General features: G+C 72.1%; 13 protein-coding genes. 10 read left to right on the top strand and 3 right to left on the bottom strand.

The genetic code is table 11. The features are described from left to right. Positions 1-160: 160 nt before the first annotated feature. Positions 161-874, top strand: coding sequence for a class III extradiol dioxygenase subunit B-like domain-containing protein (locus ABT288_RS26580; RefSeq protein WP_351612493.1), 714 nt, complete (start codon positions 161-163; stop codon positions 872-874). A 114-nt stretch (positions 875-988) separates the two neighbouring features. Here ABT288_RS26580 and ABT288_RS26575 read toward each other — a convergent pair whose 3' ends face one another. Both ABT288_RS26575 and ABT288_RS26570 read right to left on the bottom strand, forming a co-directional pair. After that, positions 989-1,273 carry an antitoxin gene (locus ABT288_RS26575; RefSeq protein WP_351612491.1) on the bottom strand — a complete coding sequence of 95 codons (285 nt, stop codon included), beginning with the start codon at positions 1,271-1,273 and terminating at the stop codon, positions 989-991. A gap of 24 nt (positions 1,274-1,297) precedes the next feature. Next, positions 1,298-1,591, bottom strand: coding sequence for a hypothetical protein (locus ABT288_RS26570; protein WP_351612488.1), 294 nt, complete (start codon positions 1,589-1,591; stop codon positions 1,298-1,300). A gap of 182 nt (positions 1,592-1,773) precedes the next feature. Between ABT288_RS26570 and miaA the strand changes: the two genes are divergently transcribed. The 6 genes from miaA (at position 1,774) to hflX (ending at position 10,248) form a co-directional block, all read left to right on the top strand. Next, positions 1,774-2,712 carry a tRNA (adenosine(37)-N6)-dimethylallyltransferase MiaA gene (gene miaA, locus ABT288_RS26565; protein WP_351612485.1) on the top strand — a complete coding sequence of 313 codons (939 nt, stop codon included), beginning with the start codon at positions 1,774-1,776 and terminating at the stop codon, positions 2,710-2,712. Between the two features lie 107 nt (positions 2,713-2,819). Continuing rightward, positions 2,820-3,410 (top strand): hypothetical protein, encoded by a 591-nt coding sequence (locus tag ABT288_RS26560; RefSeq protein WP_351612499.1) that lies wholly within the window; start codon positions 2,820-2,822, stop codon positions 3,408-3,410. Between the two features lie 46 nt (positions 3,411-3,456). Further along, on the top strand, positions 3,457-4,332 hold the full coding sequence (gene dapF / locus ABT288_RS26555; RefSeq protein ID WP_351612482.1) for a diaminopimelate epimerase: 876 nt from the start codon (positions 3,457-3,459) through the stop codon (positions 4,330-4,332). Positions 4,333-4,613: 281 nt separating this feature from the next. Next, complete coding sequence (locus ABT288_RS26550; protein WP_351612480.1) at positions 4,614-6,854, top strand: RelA/SpoT family protein; 2,241 nt, start codon at positions 4,614-4,616, stop codon at positions 6,852-6,854. Positions 6,855-7,031: 177 nt separating this feature from the next. Continuing rightward, positions 7,032-8,597 (top strand): M1 family metallopeptidase, encoded by a 1,566-nt coding sequence (locus ABT288_RS26545; RefSeq protein WP_351612477.1) that lies wholly within the window; start codon positions 7,032-7,034, stop codon positions 8,595-8,597. 160 nt (positions 8,598-8,757) lie between these two features. Continuing rightward, on the top strand, positions 8,758-10,248 hold the full coding sequence (gene hflX, locus ABT288_RS26540) for a GTPase HflX (RefSeq protein ID WP_351612475.1): 1,491 nt from the start codon (positions 8,758-8,760) through the stop codon (positions 10,246-10,248). A 92-nt stretch (positions 10,249-10,340) separates the two neighbouring features. On the opposite strand, the gene ABT288_RS26535 is transcribed toward hflX, so the two are convergent. Beyond that, entirely contained in the window at positions 10,341-11,564 is a 1,224-nt protein-coding gene (locus ABT288_RS26535) for a trypsin-like serine peptidase (RefSeq protein ID WP_351612472.1), read from the bottom strand. A gap of 406 nt (positions 11,565-11,970) precedes the next feature. Here ABT288_RS26535 and ABT288_RS26530 point away from each other — a divergent pair, with 406 nt between their 5' ends. The 3 genes from ABT288_RS26530 to ABT288_RS26520 all read left to right on the top strand — a co-directional run bounded on the left by ABT288_RS26530 (position 11,971) and on the right by ABT288_RS26520 (position 16,555). Continuing rightward, positions 11,971-13,407 carry a diaminobutyrate--2-oxoglutarate transaminase family protein gene (locus ABT288_RS26530; protein ID WP_351612470.1) on the top strand — a complete coding sequence of 479 codons (1,437 nt, stop codon included), beginning with the start codon at positions 11,971-11,973 and terminating at the stop codon, positions 13,405-13,407. 281 nt (positions 13,408-13,688) lie between these two features. Beyond that, on the top strand, positions 13,689-15,644 hold the full coding sequence (locus tag ABT288_RS26525) for an IucA/IucC family protein (RefSeq protein WP_351612467.1): 1,956 nt from the start codon (positions 13,689-13,691) through the stop codon (positions 15,642-15,644). Between the two features lie 68 nt (positions 15,645-15,712). Next, positions 15,713-16,555, top strand: a complete 843-nt coding sequence (locus tag ABT288_RS26520; RefSeq protein ID WP_451335634.1) for a GNAT family N-acetyltransferase — start codon at positions 15,713-15,715, stop codon at positions 16,553-16,555. The last annotated feature ends 43 nt before the right edge of the window (positions 16,556-16,598 follow it).

Below are 16,598 nucleotides of genomic sequence, written 5' to 3'. Positions count from 1 at the left end.
CCTGCCGAAGATCGGGGTGCCGGAGCCGCTGCCGGTCGCCACGGCAAGCGGCTGCGGCTGCGACTGACCGGGCCCGGCCCGACGGCACGTTCGCGGAGGCCGGGGCGCGCTTCGGCCGCCTCGGCACCTACCGACCGCCTGGCGGCGTACCCTGCCGATCATGCTTGTCGCCGCCGCAGTCTGTCCCTGTCCTCCGCTGCTCGTGCCCGAGCTGGCCGCGGGCGCCGCTCCCGAGATGGACGCGGCGCGCTCGGCCTGTGCCGACGCGCTCGGGGTGCTCGCCGCGGCCCGCCCGGACCTCCTGGTGGTCGTCGGGCCCGCCGAGCAGAGCGGGCGCGGATGGTTTCCGCAGGGCGCGCCGGGGTCCTTCCGCGGGTTCGGGGTCGGCGTGGAGGTGCGCCTGGGTCCCGCCGGGGACACCGTCTCCGAGCGCGAGCTGCCGCCGTCGCTGGCCGTCGGCGCCTGGCTGCTGGAGCGGACCGGCTGGGCGGATGCCCCGATCGAGGGACTCGGGGTGGGCGAACCGCTCGCGCCCGAGCGGTGTGCCGAAGCCGGCAGGGAGATCGGGGCCAAGGCCCGGCGGGTGGCGCTGCTGGTGCTGGGAGACGCCAGCGCGTGCCGCACGGTCAAGGCGCCGGGCTACCTGGACGAGCGGGCGGCACCCTTCGACGCCGAGGTCGCGCGGGCGCTGGGCGCGGCGGACGTGGCGGCCGTCCAGGCGCTGGACGCCGAGCTGGCAGCCGAACTGAAGGCCTCCGGCCGGGCCCCCTGGCAGGTCCTGGCCGGCGCCGCGGAGGGCGCGAACCTCAGCGGCGCGCTGCTGTACGAGGACGCGCCGTACGGCGTGGGGTACGTGGTGGCCACCTGGTCCTAGCACGGCGGGGACTCCGGCCCGCGCGAGCCCACGCCCGCGCAGGCGGAAACGGCGGACGGCCGGGAGCCGGTGTGCTCCGCGACCGTCCGCCGATCCGCATGCCGTCCAAGAGGCTCAGGATGCCGGTGGCGGGCCCTCCGGACGGGTGGGGGGCGTCGGATCTCCGGTGGTCCTGGCCGGGCCGGGACCCTCCTTGTGGGCGAGGCGGTCCATCGCCTCCTTGGCCTTGCCCGTGCCCGCCTGGATCCTGTCGCTGTACTTGTGCTTGGTCCGCTCGTCCACGGCCTTGGCGGCCTTGTCCAGACCGTGCTGCACCTTGTCCCCGTGCTGCCGCGCGAGGTCCGACACCTTGTCCCTGGCCGGGCCGAGCTTGGCCTTCATGTTGTCCAACAGCCCCATGGTCCACCTTCCCTCGCGGGCCAGTTACCTGCGGGCGCCCTCGCCGGTCTCGCTGTCGGCGGCCTCTTCGGCGGACTGCTGCTTGGGGATGCCGGAGCCCTCGGACGCGTCGTCCGCGGCGGCGTCGGACTCCGCCGCCACGTCCTCGCTCCCGTCCCCGGCCGTACCCTTCGCCTCCGCAGTCCCGGCCGCCTCCGCCTCCGCCGACTCTGCTTCCGCCGCCTCGGCCTCCTCCGGCTCCGCGCCGGTCTGCGCCTCGGCGGCCGACGCCTCCGGAGTCGCCTTCGACCTGCCGAGGAGCCGTGCAAAAACGCCCATATCCACTCCATACGGTACTCGTGCGGGCGAATTCCCGCGTTACCCGGTGCGTACGGTTGCGCCGCCCGGGTCACCGCCTCCCGTGATCCGGATGGCGGTATCCGCCACGGGCAACGACCCGGAACCCCACCCGTCACGTAACTCGTTCGAGGCGCCCCCAGGAGGTTTGCGAGACTGGTGCGGTGAGCAGTGCACCCTCCTCCCCCCGCGTCATCGCCGTCGTCGGCCCCACCGCGGCCGGAAAGTCCGATCTCGGCGTCTTCCTGGCCCAGCAACTCGGCGGGGAGGTCGTCAACGCGGACTCCATGCAGCTGTACCGAGGGATGGACATCGGCACCGCCAAGCTGACGCCCGAGGAGCGCGGCGGCATCCCGCACCACCTGCTGGACATCTGGGACGTGACGGTCACCGCCTCCGTCGCCGAGTACCAGAAGCTGGCCCGCGACCGGATCGACGCACTGCTCGCCGAGAGCCGCTGGCCGATCCTGGTCGGCGGCTCCGGCCTGTACGTTCGCGGGGCCGTCGACAACCTGGAGTTCCCCGGCACCGACCCCGAGGTCCGGGCCCGCCTGGAGGAGGAGCTGGCGCTGCGCGGCTCCGGCGCGCTGCACGCCCGGCTGGCCGCCGCCGACCCGGAGGCCGCCCGCGCGATCCTGCCGAGCAACGGCCGCCGTATCGTCCGGGCGCTCGAAGTGATCGAGATCACCGGCCGGCCCTTCACCGCCAATCTGCCGGGTCACGACTCCGTGTACGACACCGTCCAGATCGGCGTCGACGTGGCACGACCGGAACTGGACGACCGCATCGCACGCCGTGTCGACCGGATGTGGGAGGCGGGCCTCGTGGACGAGGTGCGCGCACTGGAGGCGGAGGGGTTGCGCGAGGGGCGCACGGCGTCGCGTGCGCTGGGTTACCAGCAGGTGCTCGCGGCGCTCGCCGGTGAGTGCACCGAAGAGGAAGCGCGGGCCGAGACCGTCCGTGCGACCAAGCGCTTCGCGCGCCGTCAGGATTCGTGGTTCAGGCGCGATCCCCGGGTGCACTGGTTGAGTGGGGCCGTGGCCGATCGCGGGGAACTTCCGCACCAGGCCCTGGCGTTGGTCGAACGACCGGTTACAGCCTGATCACGTCATGGCATCGGGATGCGCCGCCGGTCATCGAGGCCTCCGACGCCGTGCCATCATCGAGCTTCGATCGACCAAGTGGAGCCTAGTTGGGAGGGCGCGTGGCGATGGAGGCCGGCCCTCGCGACACCGCACAAAGTGCCGAACACGTCACCACCGCCGGTGACGAACCGGACCCGGCCGGCGGCCGTCCGGCCGACGACCGCCTGGACGACTGCCTGGGTGAGGACCGGCTGACCGCGGACCACCTCGTCGTCGACCACCTCACCGGCGACCGGCTGACCGACGACGGCTTCGACGAGACGCCGGACGGCGTGACCGACGACGGGCCGGAGCCCGAGGAGATGTACCCGGGCGGTCCGGAGGTCGAGGTCGAGCTGCGCCCGCAGCGCCGGCTGCGCCTCTGGCAGCTCGCCCCCATCGTGGGACTGTCCGCCGTCGGCTCCCTGATGTTCGCCTTCCCGCTCGCCTTCGACTTCGGCGACAGCGGCGCCGTCATCGCCATGCTCGGCCTGCTGATCTGCTCCTGCGCCGCCGGCTGGGGCATGATGGCCGCCCGCCGCGTGGGCTACACCTGGCCGGGCCTGCCGGCCCGCGGCTCGGGCCGCCGCCCGGACTGGCGGGTCGTACTCGGATACGTACTCCTCGTGGCCGTGGTCGCGGTCCTCGCGGTCTGGCGCGTGGCAAGGCTCCGCTGAACAGCCGGCCCGCAGCGTGAGCGCTGCCGTCCCTTACGATCGAGGAATGAGCACGCGCACGCGGATCCCCTTCCTCAAGGGTCACGGCACCGAGAACGACTTCGTGATCGTCCCGGACCCGGAGAACGCCCTCGACCTGAGCCCGGCCGCCGTCGCCGCCCTGTGCGACCGCCGGGCCGGCATCGGCGGCGACGGGGTGCTGCACGTCGTGCGCTCCGCCGCGCACCCCGAGGCCACGTCGATGGCGGCCGACGCCGAGTGGTTCATGGACTACCGCAACGGCGACGGCTCGGTCGCCGAGATGTGCGGCAACGGCGTCCGTGTGTTCGCGCGCTACCTCCAGCACGCCGGACATGTGGGGGAGGGTGACCTCGCCATCGCCACGCGCGCGGGCGTGAAGACCGTCCACATCGCGAAGGACGGTGACATCACGGTCGGCATGGGCCGCGCCCGCCTGCCGGAGGGCGAGGTCACGGTGAGTGTCGGCGAGCACAGCTGGCCCGCCCGCAACGTGAACATGGGCAACCCGCACGCGGTCGCCTTCGTCGACGACCTCACGCAGGCCGGCAACCTGTACGACCCGCCGCCGTTCAGCCCGGCCGCCGCCTACCCCGACGGGGTCAACGTCGAGTTCGTCGTCGACCGAGGCCCCGGCCACGTCGCCATGCGCGTGCACGAGCGCGGCTCCGGCGAGACCCGCTCCTGCGGCACGGGCGCGTGCGCCGTCGCCGTGGCCGCCGCCCGGCGCGACGGGGCCGACCCGGCCGTCACCGGAACCCCGGCCACGTACACCGTCGACCTGCCCGGCGGCCGTCTGGTCATCACCGAGCGGCCCGACGGGGAGATCGAGATGACCGGACCCGCCGTGATCGTCGCCGAGGGCGAGATCGACGGCGAATGGCTGGAAAACGCCGTCCGCTGACCCGGCGTCACCACGAGGGGGACGCCCACGGCTCCCGGAGCAGCTGTTTCCGGTGCCCGGGGCGTTCGAAGCCCCGGACGAATCCAGGGCAGTTGGCGCAAACCCTAAACCTCCTTTTCGTCGCTCGAATGGGTGATCCGTTTCACGCTCGGCGAGAGGCGGTCGGTCGCACGTGGTGGGCTCGATAGCATCAAGCACCGGCACGGACGGGGGAACGTCGCCATCCCTGAGCCGCGTACGCCCTGGGGCCCCGTCCGCCGGTCCACGAGCCGGAGGTGCCCATGAGTGCGGAGGCCACGAACCCTGCGACCCCTGGCCCGGTAGCGCCCACGGCGTCCGCGGCGGCGACCGCCCCCGCGGTGCCCAGGTCGGACCGCAGGAAGTCCCGGGCCCGGATCGACCTGCGCAGGCTCGGCCGGGCCGCGCTGCTCGGCCCTGCCGTGCGCGGCAAACTGCCCGACGCCATCGGCCATGTCGTGGAGGCGCACCGCGCCCATCACCCCGACGCGGACCTCGATCCGCTGCGCCGCGCCTACGTCCTCGCGGAGTCCTCGCACCGCGGCCAGATGCGCAAGAGCGGTGAACCGTACATCACCCACCCGCTCGCCGTGACCCTGATTCTCGCCGAACTCGGCGCCGAGACCACGACCTTGACGGCCTCTCTGCTCCACGACACCGTCGAGGACACCGATGTGACGCTCGACCAGGTGCGGGAACAGTTCGGCGAGGAGGTGCGTTATCTGGTCGACGGCGTCACGAAACTGGAGAAGGTCGACTACGGAGCCGCCGCCGAACCGGAGACCTTCCGCAAGATGCTCGTCGCCACCGGCAGCGACGTGCGCGTGATGTCGATCAAACTCGCCGACCGCCTGCACAACATGCGCACGCTCGGCGTGATGCGCCCGGAGAAACAGGCGCGGATCGCCAAGGTCACCCGCGACGTCCTCATCCCGCTCGCCGAACGCCTCGGCGTGCAGGCCCTGAAGACCGAGATGGAGGACCTGGTCTTCGCCATCCTGCACCCCGAGGAGTACGAGCACACACGCGATCTCATCGCCCGGAACGCCGCCCGTTCCGACGACCCCCTCGCCGAGGTCGCCGACGAGACGCGCGGGGTACTGCGCGAGGCCGGCATCCAGGCCGAAGTCCTCATCCGGCCCCGGCACTTCGTCTCCGTGCACCGCGTGGCCCGCAAACGCGGACGGCTGCGCGGCACCGACTTCGGCCGCCTGCTCGTGCTGGTGAGCGAGGACGCCGACTGTTACGGCGTCCTCGGCGAACTGCACACCTGTATGACGCCGGTCGTCTCGGAGTTCAAGGACTTCATCGCCGTACCGAAGTTCAACCTCTACCAGTCGCTGCACACCGCCGTCGCCCGCTCCGACGGCCAGGTCGTCGAAGTCCTCATCCGCACCCACCAGATGCACAAGGTCGCCGAGGCCGGCGTCGTCGCCCTCGGCAACCCCTACGCCCCCGCGTCCGACACCTCCTCCTCCGACGCCCCCGCCGACGGCGAGCGCGCCGACCCCACCCGTCCCGGCTGGCTCTCCCGGCTCCTCGACTGGCAGCAGGCCGCCCCCGACCCCGACACCTTCTGGTCCACCCTGCGCGAGGACCTGGCCCAGGACCGCGAGATCACCGTCTTCCGTCCCGACGGCGGCACGCTCGGCCTGCCCGAGGGCGCCAGCTGCGTGGACGCCGCGTACGCCCAGTACGGCGAGGACGCGCACGCCTGCATCGGCGCCCGCGTCAACGGCCGCCTGGCCACCCTCAGCACCGTCCTGAAGGACGGCGACACCGTCCAGCTCCTCATGGGCCAGGACCCGGCCTCCGAGCCCTCCCGCGAATGGCTGGAGCACGCCCACACCCCGGCCGCCCGTATCGCCATCCAGCGCTGGCTGGCGACGCATCCCGGCGGCGGCACCGGCACGGAGGACATGACCGGCGGCCGCGCCGAAACCGCGGAGGGCGCCGTCCCCGCGCGGCGCCCCGACGCGGCCCCGGGCACGGCCGCGTCCCGCCCGGCGGACGCGGCACCCGCCGAGAGCGGTTCCGCGGCCCGTTCTCGCGGCGCCGACGTCCTCACGGACCGGCCGGGGGCCTCCGTACGGCTCGCCCGGTGCTGTACGCCCGTGCCGCCCGACGAGATCACCGGCTTCGCGGTACGCGGGGGAGTGGTGACGGTGCACCGGGTGGAATGCGCCGCGGTGGCGCACATGAAGAGCAGAGGCCGCGCCGAGATCGGCGTGCGCTGGGGGGACACCACCGAGTGCCGGGTCACACTGGTCGCTGAATCGTTCGGCCGCCCTCATCTGCTCGCCGACCTCACCGAGGCGATCTCCTCGGCGGGCGTCGACATCGTCTCGGCGACCGTGGAACCGCCCAGCCAGCAGCGGGTACGGCACACATACACCCTGCTGCTCCCCGACGCGGCCGGCCTCCCCGCCCTGATGCGCGCCATGCGGGACGTCCCGGGCGTGTACGACGTGGCCCGCGCCCAGCACCAGGCCCCGGGCTCCTGAGGGGCGCGGGGAGCGACCGGGGAGCGTAGGACACGACCGGGGAGCGTGGACACAACCGGGAGCGCCGGGCGTTCGACGGGGTGGCTTGGATCAGAAGGCCGTCCGAACCGAACCCGTTCGGGTGGGCCGGGCGCGAGTCGCCGTCGGAGCAAGGGAACGCACTGGTAGCGGTGGTGCATGCTGCTCACCCCCCGCGTCGGCCTCCGCGCCTCCTCCGAGTCCCGGACCCGGTCAAGGACCGAGTCCAGGACGTCCCGGACCCAGCCCCGGGTCTCCCGGCACCGGAAGGCGGCCCTGTTCGCCTCCGCCGTCTCCGTCTGCCTCCTCGCCGCCGCGGCCCCGGCCGAGCCCCTCGGCGTGGGCGACCGGCTCTACCCGTACCTGGGCAACCCGGGCTACGACGTGGCGTCGTACGACGTGTACTTCACCTACCCCGGCACCAACGACAAGCCGCTCCAGGCCGTCACCACCATCGCCGCCCGGACCACCGCCGACCTGGACCGGATCAACCTCGACTTCGCGCACGGCTCCGTGCAGTCCGTCGAGGTCGACGGGCGGCCCGCGGCCTTCACCGGCGCCGGCGAGGACCTGGTCGTCACGCCGGAACACGGCATCCCGCAGGGCCGCTGGACCCGGATCACCGTGAAGCACACCAGCGATCCCGTCTTCGCCAAGGACCAGGACGGCGGCTGGGTGCGCACCTCCGACGGCCTCGCCATGGCCAACCAGGCCGACGCGGCCCACCTGGTCTTCCCCTGCAACGACCACCCGTCCGACAAGGCGATGTTCACCTTCCACATCACCGCCCCGAACGGCTACACCGTCGTCGCCAACGGTCTGCCCGCCGGTACGAAGCGGGTCGGCCGCAGCACGACCTGGACCTACCGCACCCAGCACCCCATGGCCACCGAACTCGCCCAGGTGTCCATCGGCCGGTCCGCCGTGCTGCACCGCGAGGGACCGCACGGCCTGCCGATGCGTGACGTCGTGCCCCGTGCCGACGCCAAGGCCCTCGAGCCCTGGCTCGCCAGGACGCCCGGCCAGATCGCCTGGATGGAGAGCAAGGTCGGGAAGTTCCCCTTCGAGACGTACGGCGTGCTCATGGCACAGGCCTCCACCGGGTTCGAGCTGGAGACACAGACCCTCTCCCTCTTCGAGAAGAACCTGTTCACCGAGCCCGCCTACCCCAAGTGGTACATCGAGTCGATCATGGTGCACGAGCTGTCCCACCAGTGGTTCGGCGACAGCGTCAGCCCCCGCAGCTGGTCCGACGTCTGGCTGAACGAGGGACACGCCACCTGGTACGAGGCGCTGTACGCCGAGGAGACCGCGCACCGGTCCATGGAGGACCGGATGAAGGCCGCCTACGGCTCCTCCGACCGCTGGCGCGAGTCCGGCGGCCCGCCCGCCCGGCCCAAGCCCCCCGCCCCCGAGCAGAAGATCAGCATCTTCCGGCCCAACGTGTACGACGGCGCCGCGCTCGTCCTCTACGCCCTGCGCCAGAAGATCGGCCGACCGGCCTTCGAGCAGCTGGAGCGGAGCTGGGTCCGCGAACACCGGGACTCCACCGCCTCCACCGCCGACTTCGTCCGGCTGGCCTCGGCGGTCTCCGGCCAGGACCTGAGCGGCTTCCTCACGGCCTGGCTGTACGGCGAGAAGACCCCGCCGATGCCCGGCCACCCCGACTGGAAGCAGCTGGCACCGGACACGTCCGCAGGGCACAAGGCAAAGCGGAGCGCGTGATAACGCGGTGACGACACGGGCCGCCTCGTGCGACCATCATCGGGTCGGCGCGAGCCGGGGCACGGAATTTCCCGAGGTGCCCGGACGTTGACCAGATGCGCGGTCCGGCAGGACCGCCCCACCGACGCCGCAAACGGCATCCCATCGACGTAAGGATCCAATGACCTCCTCTTCTTCCCCTTCCCAGGACGCCAAGCGCCTCGCGTACGCCTATCCCGAGGGTCTTCGGGCCGATGCCCTGATGGAAGAGGACGTCGCCTGGAGCCACGAGATCGACGGCGAACGGGACGGCGACCAGTTCGACCGCTCCGAGCGCGCGGCCCTGCGCCGTGTGGCGGGCCTGTCCACCGAGCTGGAGGACGTCACCGAGGTCGAGTACCGGCAGCTCCGGCTGGAACGGGTCGTGCTCGTCGGGGTGTGGACCACCGGCACCGCTCAGGACGCCGACAACTCCCTCGCGGAGCTGGCCGCCCTCGCGGAGACCGCGGGCGCGCTCGTTCTCGACGGCGTGATCCAGCGCCGGGACAAGCCCGACGCGGCCACCTACATCGGCTCCGGCAAGGCCCAGGAGCTGCGCGACATCGTCCTCGAAACGGGCGCCGACACGGTCATCTGCGACGGTGAGCTGAGCCCGGGCCAGCTGATCCAGCTGGAGGACGTCGTCAAGGTCAAGGTCATCGACCGTACGGCCCTGATCCTGGACATCTTCGCCCAGCACGCCAAGTCCCGAGAGGGCAAGGCGCAGGTCGCGCTCGCGCAGATGCAGTACATGCTGCCGAGGCTCCGCGGCTGGGGTCAGTCGCTGTCCCGGCAGATGGGTGGCGGTCGCGGCGGCCTCGCCACGCGTGGCCCCGGTGAGACCAAGATCGAGACGGACCGGCGACGGATCCGCGAGAAGATGGCGAAGATGCGCCGGGAGATCGCGGAGATGAAGACCGGCCGCGAGATCAAGCGCCAGGAGCGCCGACGCAACAAGGTGCCGTCCGTCGCCATCGCGGGCTACACCAACGCCGGCAAGTCCTCCCTGCTCAACCGCCTGACCGGCGCGGGCGTCCTGGTCGAGAACGCCCTGTTCGCGACCCTGGACCCGACCGTCCGCCGGGCGGAGACCCCGAGCGGCCGGCTGTACACGCTGGCGGACACCGTCGGCTTCGTCCGGCACCTGCCGCACCACCTGGTCGAGGCGTTCCGCTCCACCATGGAGGAGGTCGGCGACTCCGACCTGATCCTGCACGTGGTGGACGGCTCGCACCCGAACCCGGAGGAGCAGCTCGCCGCCGTGCGCGAGGTGATCCGGGACGTCGGCGCCACCGACGTGCCCGAGATCGTCGTGATCAACAAGGCGGACGCGGCCGACCCGCTGGTCCTCCAGCGGCTGCTCAGGGTCGAGAAGCGCTCCATCGCCGTCTCGGCCCGCACCGGCCGGGGCATCGAGAAGCTGCTCGCCCTGATCGACGACGATCTGCCGCGTCCGTCGGTCGAGATCGAGGCCCTCGTGCCGTACACGCACGGCAAGCTCGTCGCCCGCGCCCACACCGAGGGCGAGGTGATCTCCGAGGAGCACACCGCGGAGGGCACCCTGCTCAAGGTCCGGGTGCACGAGGAACTCGCGGCGGACCTGGCGCCGTACGCACCGGTGTCCGCGGCCTGATCCAAGGCCATGCGAAAGGCCCGCTCCCTTGTCGGGGAGCGGGCCTTTCGCGCCCCTTCAGGGGCGCGGGGCCGCGTCAATATGCGGCTTACTCACTGCCCGGCGAACTTCTTGCTCACCGACTGATACACACCCTTGGCCACGTCACCGAACCGCGGCCCGGCGAGCCAGCCCGAGGTCACCGGACCGATCGACGTGTTCGACACCAGCGCCGGCTTGCCGTCGGAACCGGTCTCCACCCAGCCCCCGCCGGAGGAGCCCGCGGTCATCGTGCAGCCGATCCGGTACATCGTCGGGGCCGACTGCTCGATGGACAGCCGACCCGGCTTGTCCTTGCACTGGTAGAGCAGCTGACCGTCGAACGGAGCCGCCTCCGGGTAGCCGGACGCCGTGATGCTGCTGACCTTCGGCACCGCCGGAGCGTTGAAGTTCACCGGCAGCGCCCCGCCGACGGTCTCCTCCAGCGACTTGCCGCCGTTGCCCTGCTCCGGCGTCACATGGATCACCGCGAAGTCGTACGGGGCACCGTTGCCGCCGGTCTCGCCGCCCTGGTCGATCCACTGCTGCGAGGTCCGCGCCGCGTCGGCCCACCAGACGCCGAACGGGGCGATCTCGGACCGGCTGGCGTTCTGCAGCTGGGCCACCGACTTGCCGGAGTTGTTGTACGACGGCACGAAGGCCATGTTGCGGTACCAGCCGCCCTTCTTGCCGGCGTGCACACAGTGACCCGCCGTCCACACCAGGTTGGACTTGCCCGGGTGCGCGGGGTCCTCCACGACCGTGCCCGAGCACACCATGTGGCCCTCGGGGGAGTCGAAGAACACCTTGCCCGAGGTGGCCGCGTCGGTGTGGTACGGCGGCGCGACCGCCTGGGCCTTCACCGGCTGCGGGGTCGGGTCCGTCACGCCCTGGTCACCGGAGATGTCGTTGTCGTTGACACCCTTGTTCGGGTCGTTGGCGTGGCGCATCCGGCTCGGATCCCACAGGCCCTTGATGATCGGGTTGATGAAGTCGTTGGCCTCGCGCAGCCAGTCCTGCTTGTTCCAGTTCTCCCAGGCGCCGTTCTTCCACTTGTCGATGTCGATCCCGTGCTCCTTGAGCTTCTGCTTGAGGTCGTCCGGGATCCTGATCTTTCCGTCGCCGCTGCCGGCCGCGGTCGCGGAGGCGGTCGGCTGGCCGTCGGCCTTGTCGCCCCCGTTGCAGGCGGTGGCGGTCAGTGCCAGGGCCGAGGCGAGGGCGACGGCCGCCAGTGCGGAGGAGGTGCGGCGGGGGCCCCTCCCTCGCCGAACGATGGACGACGGCCGTATGGATCGCATGGTGTGACTCCCCCTGCTGTGAAGGTACTCGGCGCTTCGGCCGTGCCACCGGCCGTGAACTCATGAGGAGTTCACGCCGGTCTCACGACCGTCTAGGAACGGCATCACACACTATGCGCTCGCTGTGGGGGACTTCCGACGGAACGGCAACGGTTCGGCTACAAGCCGTCTGACCAGGCCAGTCATCCCCAGATTGCCCGATTTGACGTCCACTCACCGAGACGGCTCCCCGGTGTGCCGCGCATGCTGTCGTCCCGTCGTCACAAATGATCTCGCGTAAACCCGTAACCCACCGGACGGTCCACGGTTGTAGCGGTGGGGGGCCAGCTGCCTGTATCCGGTCCCCGCGGATCAACTCGCCTCTGGACAGCGGGGAGGACAGCGAGCCGTGGCCGTTACGGAGTCGATGGCTGGAGGCAGGCACGGGGAAGCGCGTGCGGTGCACGAGGGGATCCTCAGACGCCAGTCGGCGCGTGAGTCCTCCGCCCGCACCTATGCCCGGGCCCTGCCCATCGTCCCGGTCCGGGCACGAGGGCTCACCATCGAGGGCGCCGACGGCCGCCGCTACCTGGACTGTCTCTCCGGCGCCGGCACACTCGCCCTCGGGCACAACCATCCGGTCGTCCTGGAAGCCATCCGCAGGGTCCTCGACTCCGGCGCTCCCCTCTCCGTCCTCGACCTGGCGACCCCCGTGAAGGACGCCTTCATCACCGAACTGTTCCGCACCCTCCCGCCCGGACTCGCCGACCGCGCCCGCGTCCAGTTCTGCGGCCCGGCCGGTACCGACGCCGTCGAAGCCGCCCTCAAACTGGTCCGGGCCGCGACCGGCCGCACCGGCATCCTCGCCTTCACCGGCGCCTACCACGGCATGACCGCCGGCGCCCTGGCCGCCTCCGGCGGAGCCCATGACGTCCAGGTCACCCGCCTGCCCTATCCGCAGGACTACCGCTGCCCCTTCGGCGTGGGCGGACCCCGTGGCGCCGAACTCGCCGCCCGCTGGACCGAGTCCCTCCTCGACGATCCCAAGTCGGGCGTGCCCCTGCCCGCCGGGATGATCCTGGAACCCGTCCAGGGCGAGGGCGGGGTGATTCCCGGCCCGGACGACTGGCTGCGCCGTATGCGCCGGCTCACGGCGGAACGGTCCATCCCGCTGATCGCCGACGAGATCCAGACCGGAGTGGGCAGGACGGGCACCTTCTGGGCCGTCGACCACAGTGGCGTCACCCCCGACGTCATGGTCCTGTCCAAGGCCATCGGCGGCAGCCTCCCGCTGGCCGTGATCGTCTACCGCGAGGATCTCGACGTCTGGCAGCCCGGAGCCCACGCCGGAACCTTCCGGGGCAACCAACTCGCCATGGCCGCGGGCACCGCGACCCTCACCCACGTCCGGGAGAACGGCCTCGCCGAACGAGCGGCCGACCTCGGCGCCCGCATGCTGAGCCAACTCGGGGAACTTGCCGACCAGTTCGCGTGTGTGGGCGAGGTACGGGGGCGCGGACTGATGATCGGGGTCGAGCTGGTGGACCCGGCGGGCCCGGGACCCCAGCCCCTCGACCACCACGCCGCGGCCACGGATCCGGAGGCCACCCCCGCCCCGCACCCGGCCGCGCCCGAACTCGCCGTGGCCGTACAGCGGGAGTGCCTCGAACGCGGCCTGATCGTCGAACTCGGCGGCCGCCACTCGGCCGTGGTCCGGCTGCTGCCCCCGCTCACGATCAGCGACGAGCAGGCGGCGGCCGTTCTGGACCGCCTGTCGGACGCGGTGGCCGCGGTCGCCCGCGGTCACGAGGAGCACGGCGCACACCACGACAGACACCACGGACCCGGCCGCCGCACGGGCTGAGGCCCGCACCCCCACCGCCCGGCCCTCGAAGCCGGAATCAGCCTTTCCACCACTGCCGTTCGCCATCCCACTGCACCCCGCTCCAAGGACGTCAGGCCGAAACGGCCTCCCATGACACACCCACAGCCCTCTCGCCCGAGCCCGCTCTCCCCGCCGCCCCGGCCCTTCGGCCCGGCCAGGCCAACCGCCGACGCCGCCGAGGCGACCATCGGCCACGAAGGAACGGCGCCCGAGCGACGGCACGAGCCCAGCACCACCCCAGCCGGCCACGAGGAGCCGTCATGAACGCCACTCCCCCTCCCGACGGCAGCTCCGGCGCTCCCGACGAGCAGGGAGACTCCGCCACCCCGGCCTCTGCCGTGCCGCTGGCCGAGTCCGTTCCCCCGCAGAAGAGGCGCACCGCGGATCTCACCCGGGTGACCGAGCCCGGCGCCGACCTGCTGGAACATCCCGACCCGCACATCGCGGCCCAGGCCGCCGCCGTGGAGAACCTGCTGCGCTGCTGGGCACGCGAGACCAACCTCGCCGCCCCCACCGGTGGCACCCTCCGCCTCCCGCTTCCGGCCAGCGGCACCTCCCTGCTCGTGCCCGTCCGCTACTGGTCACCGACCGGCGCACACCGCTTCGGTCCACCACGCCTGACCAGCGCATCCGACGCCGCCCCGGCCGTCGACGCCGTCACCTTGGCGGCGCTGCTCGCCCGGGAGTCACCCGGTGACACCGGCAGCACCTCCCGCGCCCAGACCTGCAGCGCAGCCGACCCGCACGGCGCAGGCGATCTCGTGGCCAGGGTGGCCGACTCCCTCCGCCGCACCGCGACCTTCATCCGCGACCGGCGCGAGCACCCCACCGACACCCCCGACCTCTTCCTCTCCGCCGAGCAGGCCCTCCTCCTCGGCCATCCCCTGCACCCGACCCCCAAGAGTCGGGAAGGCCTGACCGAGGCAGAAGCCCGCCTCTACTCACCGGAGTTGCGCGGCTCCTTCCCCCTGCACTGGATGGCTGTCGCCCCCTCTCTCCTGGCCACCGACTCGGCCTGGACCGAGCGCGGTCGTCCCGTTCCCGCCGACCACCTCACCCGACGCCTCGCCGAAACCGACCTTCCCGTGCCCGACGGGCATGCCGCCCTCCCCCTGCACCCGTGGCAGGCCCGCGAACTGGGCCATCGCGAACCCGTCGCCGCCCTGCTCGACTCCGGTCTCCTCCGGGACCTCGGTCCCCTCGGCACCGGCTGGCATCCCACCTCCTCCGTGCGCACGGTCCACCGATCCGGGGCCCCCGCGATGCTCAAACTGTCGCTGGGCCTGCGCATCACCAACTCCCGCCGGGAGAACCTGCGCAAGGAACTCCGTCGAGGAGTCGAGGTGCACCGGTTGCTGCGCACCGGGCTGTCCAGGCAATGGCAGGCCGTACACCCCTGCTTCGACATCGTCCGCGACCCGGCCTGGCTCGCCGTCGACGACCCGGACGGCCGGCCCGTGCCCGGACTCGACGTGGTGATCAGGCACAACCCGTTCGGTCCGGCCGACGACGCCGGCTGTGTCGCCGGACTCGTCTCGCCCCGGCCCGCTCCCGAACCCGGCGGCGACTCCTCGGTCCAGCAGGCGGCCTGGCCCATGCGCTCCCGGCTGGCCGAGCTCGTGGCGAGGCTCGCCGCACGCACCGGTCGGCCCGTCGGAGCCGTTGCCGCGGAGTGGTTCCTGCGCTACCTGGAGCAGGTCGTCCGCCCCGTGCTCTGGCTGGACAGCGAGGCCGGCATCGCCCTCGAAGCACACCAGCAGAACACCCTGCTGCTGCTCGACGGCCATGGCTGGCCCGCCGGCGGCTACTACCGCGACAACCAGGGCTACTACTTCCGCGAGTCCCGGCGGGCCGAACTGGACGCCCGGCTGCCCGGTATCGGCGAGCGCACCGACACCTTCGTCTCCGACGAGGTCACCGACGAACGCTTCGCCTACTACCTCGCCATCAACAACGTACTGGGCCTGATCGGTGCGTTCGGCTCGCAAGGCCTGGCCGATGAACGACTCCTCCTCGCGGCCTTCCGCCGCTTTCTGACCGATGCCGCCGCAGGACCCGACGCCCTGCGCGCCGCCCTGCCCCGCCACCTGCTCGACTCATCCGTGCTGCGCTGCAAGGCCAACCTGCTGACCCGGCTGCACGGCCTCGACGAACTCGTCGGCCCGGTCGACACCCAGTCTGTCTACGTCACCATCGCCAACCCCCTTCATTCCTGAACGCATCGCACCTTCGCCCCGCACTTCCGAGGACCATGACCCACCCCGTCTCCTGAGAGGAGCGCACCATGCCTCCCACCGACGCGAACACCGGCCCCGGCCCCGGCCCTGCGCATCCGGGCGCCCCCGCCGATCCGGGCGCCCCCGCCCACGTGGGGGCGCCCCCGCGCGAGCGAAGCCGGGCGTGGGGGAGCACCCTTGGCCCCCGAGCGGACGGCATGGGTACCCGTGGGGCCCCGTTCACCGGGTTCGCCATCGAGGACGACGAGGGGGACTGCGAGGACACGCTGGACCTGCATCTGCCCGCCGAGTACCTCGCGCTCTTCGCCGCAGGCACCTCCTGCCTCCTGGACCAACTTCACACCTGGGGCCCCCTGGTCACTCGTTTCGGCTCCTTCCAACTGGCTCCTGTCCGCCTCGATGAAGACCTGCCGCTCATCCATCGCTGGATGAACGACCCTTGCGTCGCGGAGTACTGGGAGCTGGCCGGGCCCCGGAACCGGACGGAGGACCACCTGCGCGCCCAACTGGCCGGCGACGGACGCAGCATGCCGTGCCTCGGCGTACTGGACGGCACACCGATGAGCTACTGGGAGATCTACCGGGCGGACCTGGATCCACTGGCCCGCCACTACCCAGCCCGTCCCCATGACACCGGGATCCACCTGCTCGTCGGCGCGGCGGGGGATCGAGGGCGGGGGATGGGATCCGCCCTGCTCCGAGCCGTAGCCGACCTGATCCTCGACCGGCGCCCCGCGTGCGCACGGGTCGTAGCGGAACCCGCTCTTCGCAACACCCCCTCCGTCGCGGCGTTCCTGAGCGCCGGCTTCCGGTACGCGGACGAGGTCGACCTGCCCGGCAAGCGGGCCGCCCTCATGATCCGGGACCGAGTCCTGCGCGATGTGATGTAGCGCTGTGTGACTGCGCGTTCACATGTAGTACGAAGCGCGGGGC

The sequence above is a fragment of the Streptomyces sp. NPDC001093 genome (assembly GCF_040298985.1).
Classification (GTDB): Bacteria; Actinomycetota; Actinomycetes; order Streptomycetales; family Streptomycetaceae; genus Streptomyces.
The sequence above is the reverse complement of the archived record's forward strand: the minus strand, read 5'-3'. Positions and strand labels throughout refer to the sequence as shown.

What these genes read in the sequence shown, in the direction of transcription:
- ABT288_RS26550 (WP_351612480.1), top strand. Translation starts at nt 4,614, where the DNA reads ATGAGTGCGGAGGCCACGAACCCTGCGACCCCTGGCCCGGTAGCGCCC.
- ABT288_RS26580 (WP_351612493.1), top strand. Translation starts at nt 161, where the DNA reads ATGCTTGTCGCCGCCGCAGTCTGTCCCTGTCCTCCGCTGCTCGTGCCC.
- ABT288_RS26545 (WP_351612477.1), top strand. Translation starts at nt 7,032, where the DNA reads ATGCTGCTCACCCCCCGCGTCGGCCTCCGCGCCTCCTCCGAGTCCCGG.
- ABT288_RS26535 (WP_351612472.1), bottom strand. Translation starts at nt 11,564, where the DNA reads ATGCGATCCATACGGCCGTCGTCCATCGTTCGGCGAGGGAGGGGCCCC.
- hflX (WP_351612475.1), top strand. Translation starts at nt 8,758, where the DNA reads ATGACCTCCTCTTCTTCCCCTTCCCAGGACGCCAAGCGCCTCGCGTAC.
- ABT288_RS26520 (WP_451335634.1), top strand. Translation starts at nt 15,713, where the DNA reads ATGCCTCCCACCGACGCGAACACCGGCCCCGGCCCCGGCCCTGCGCAT.
- ABT288_RS26575 (WP_351612491.1), bottom strand. Translation starts at nt 1,273, where the DNA reads ATGGGGCTGTTGGACAACATGAAGGCCAAGCTCGGCCCGGCCAGGGAC.
- ABT288_RS26560 (WP_351612499.1), top strand. Translation starts at nt 2,820, where the DNA reads ATGGAGGCCGGCCCTCGCGACACCGCACAAAGTGCCGAACACGTCACC.
- ABT288_RS26525 (WP_351612467.1), top strand. Translation starts at nt 13,689, where the DNA reads ATGAACGCCACTCCCCCTCCCGACGGCAGCTCCGGCGCTCCCGACGAG.
- ABT288_RS26530 (WP_351612470.1), top strand. Translation starts at nt 11,971, where the DNA reads ATGGCTGGAGGCAGGCACGGGGAAGCGCGTGCGGTGCACGAGGGGATC.
- ABT288_RS26570 (WP_351612488.1), bottom strand. Translation starts at nt 1,591, where the DNA reads ATGGGCGTTTTTGCACGGCTCCTCGGCAGGTCGAAGGCGACTCCGGAG.
- dapF (WP_351612482.1), top strand. Translation starts at nt 3,457, where the DNA reads ATGAGCACGCGCACGCGGATCCCCTTCCTCAAGGGTCACGGCACCGAG.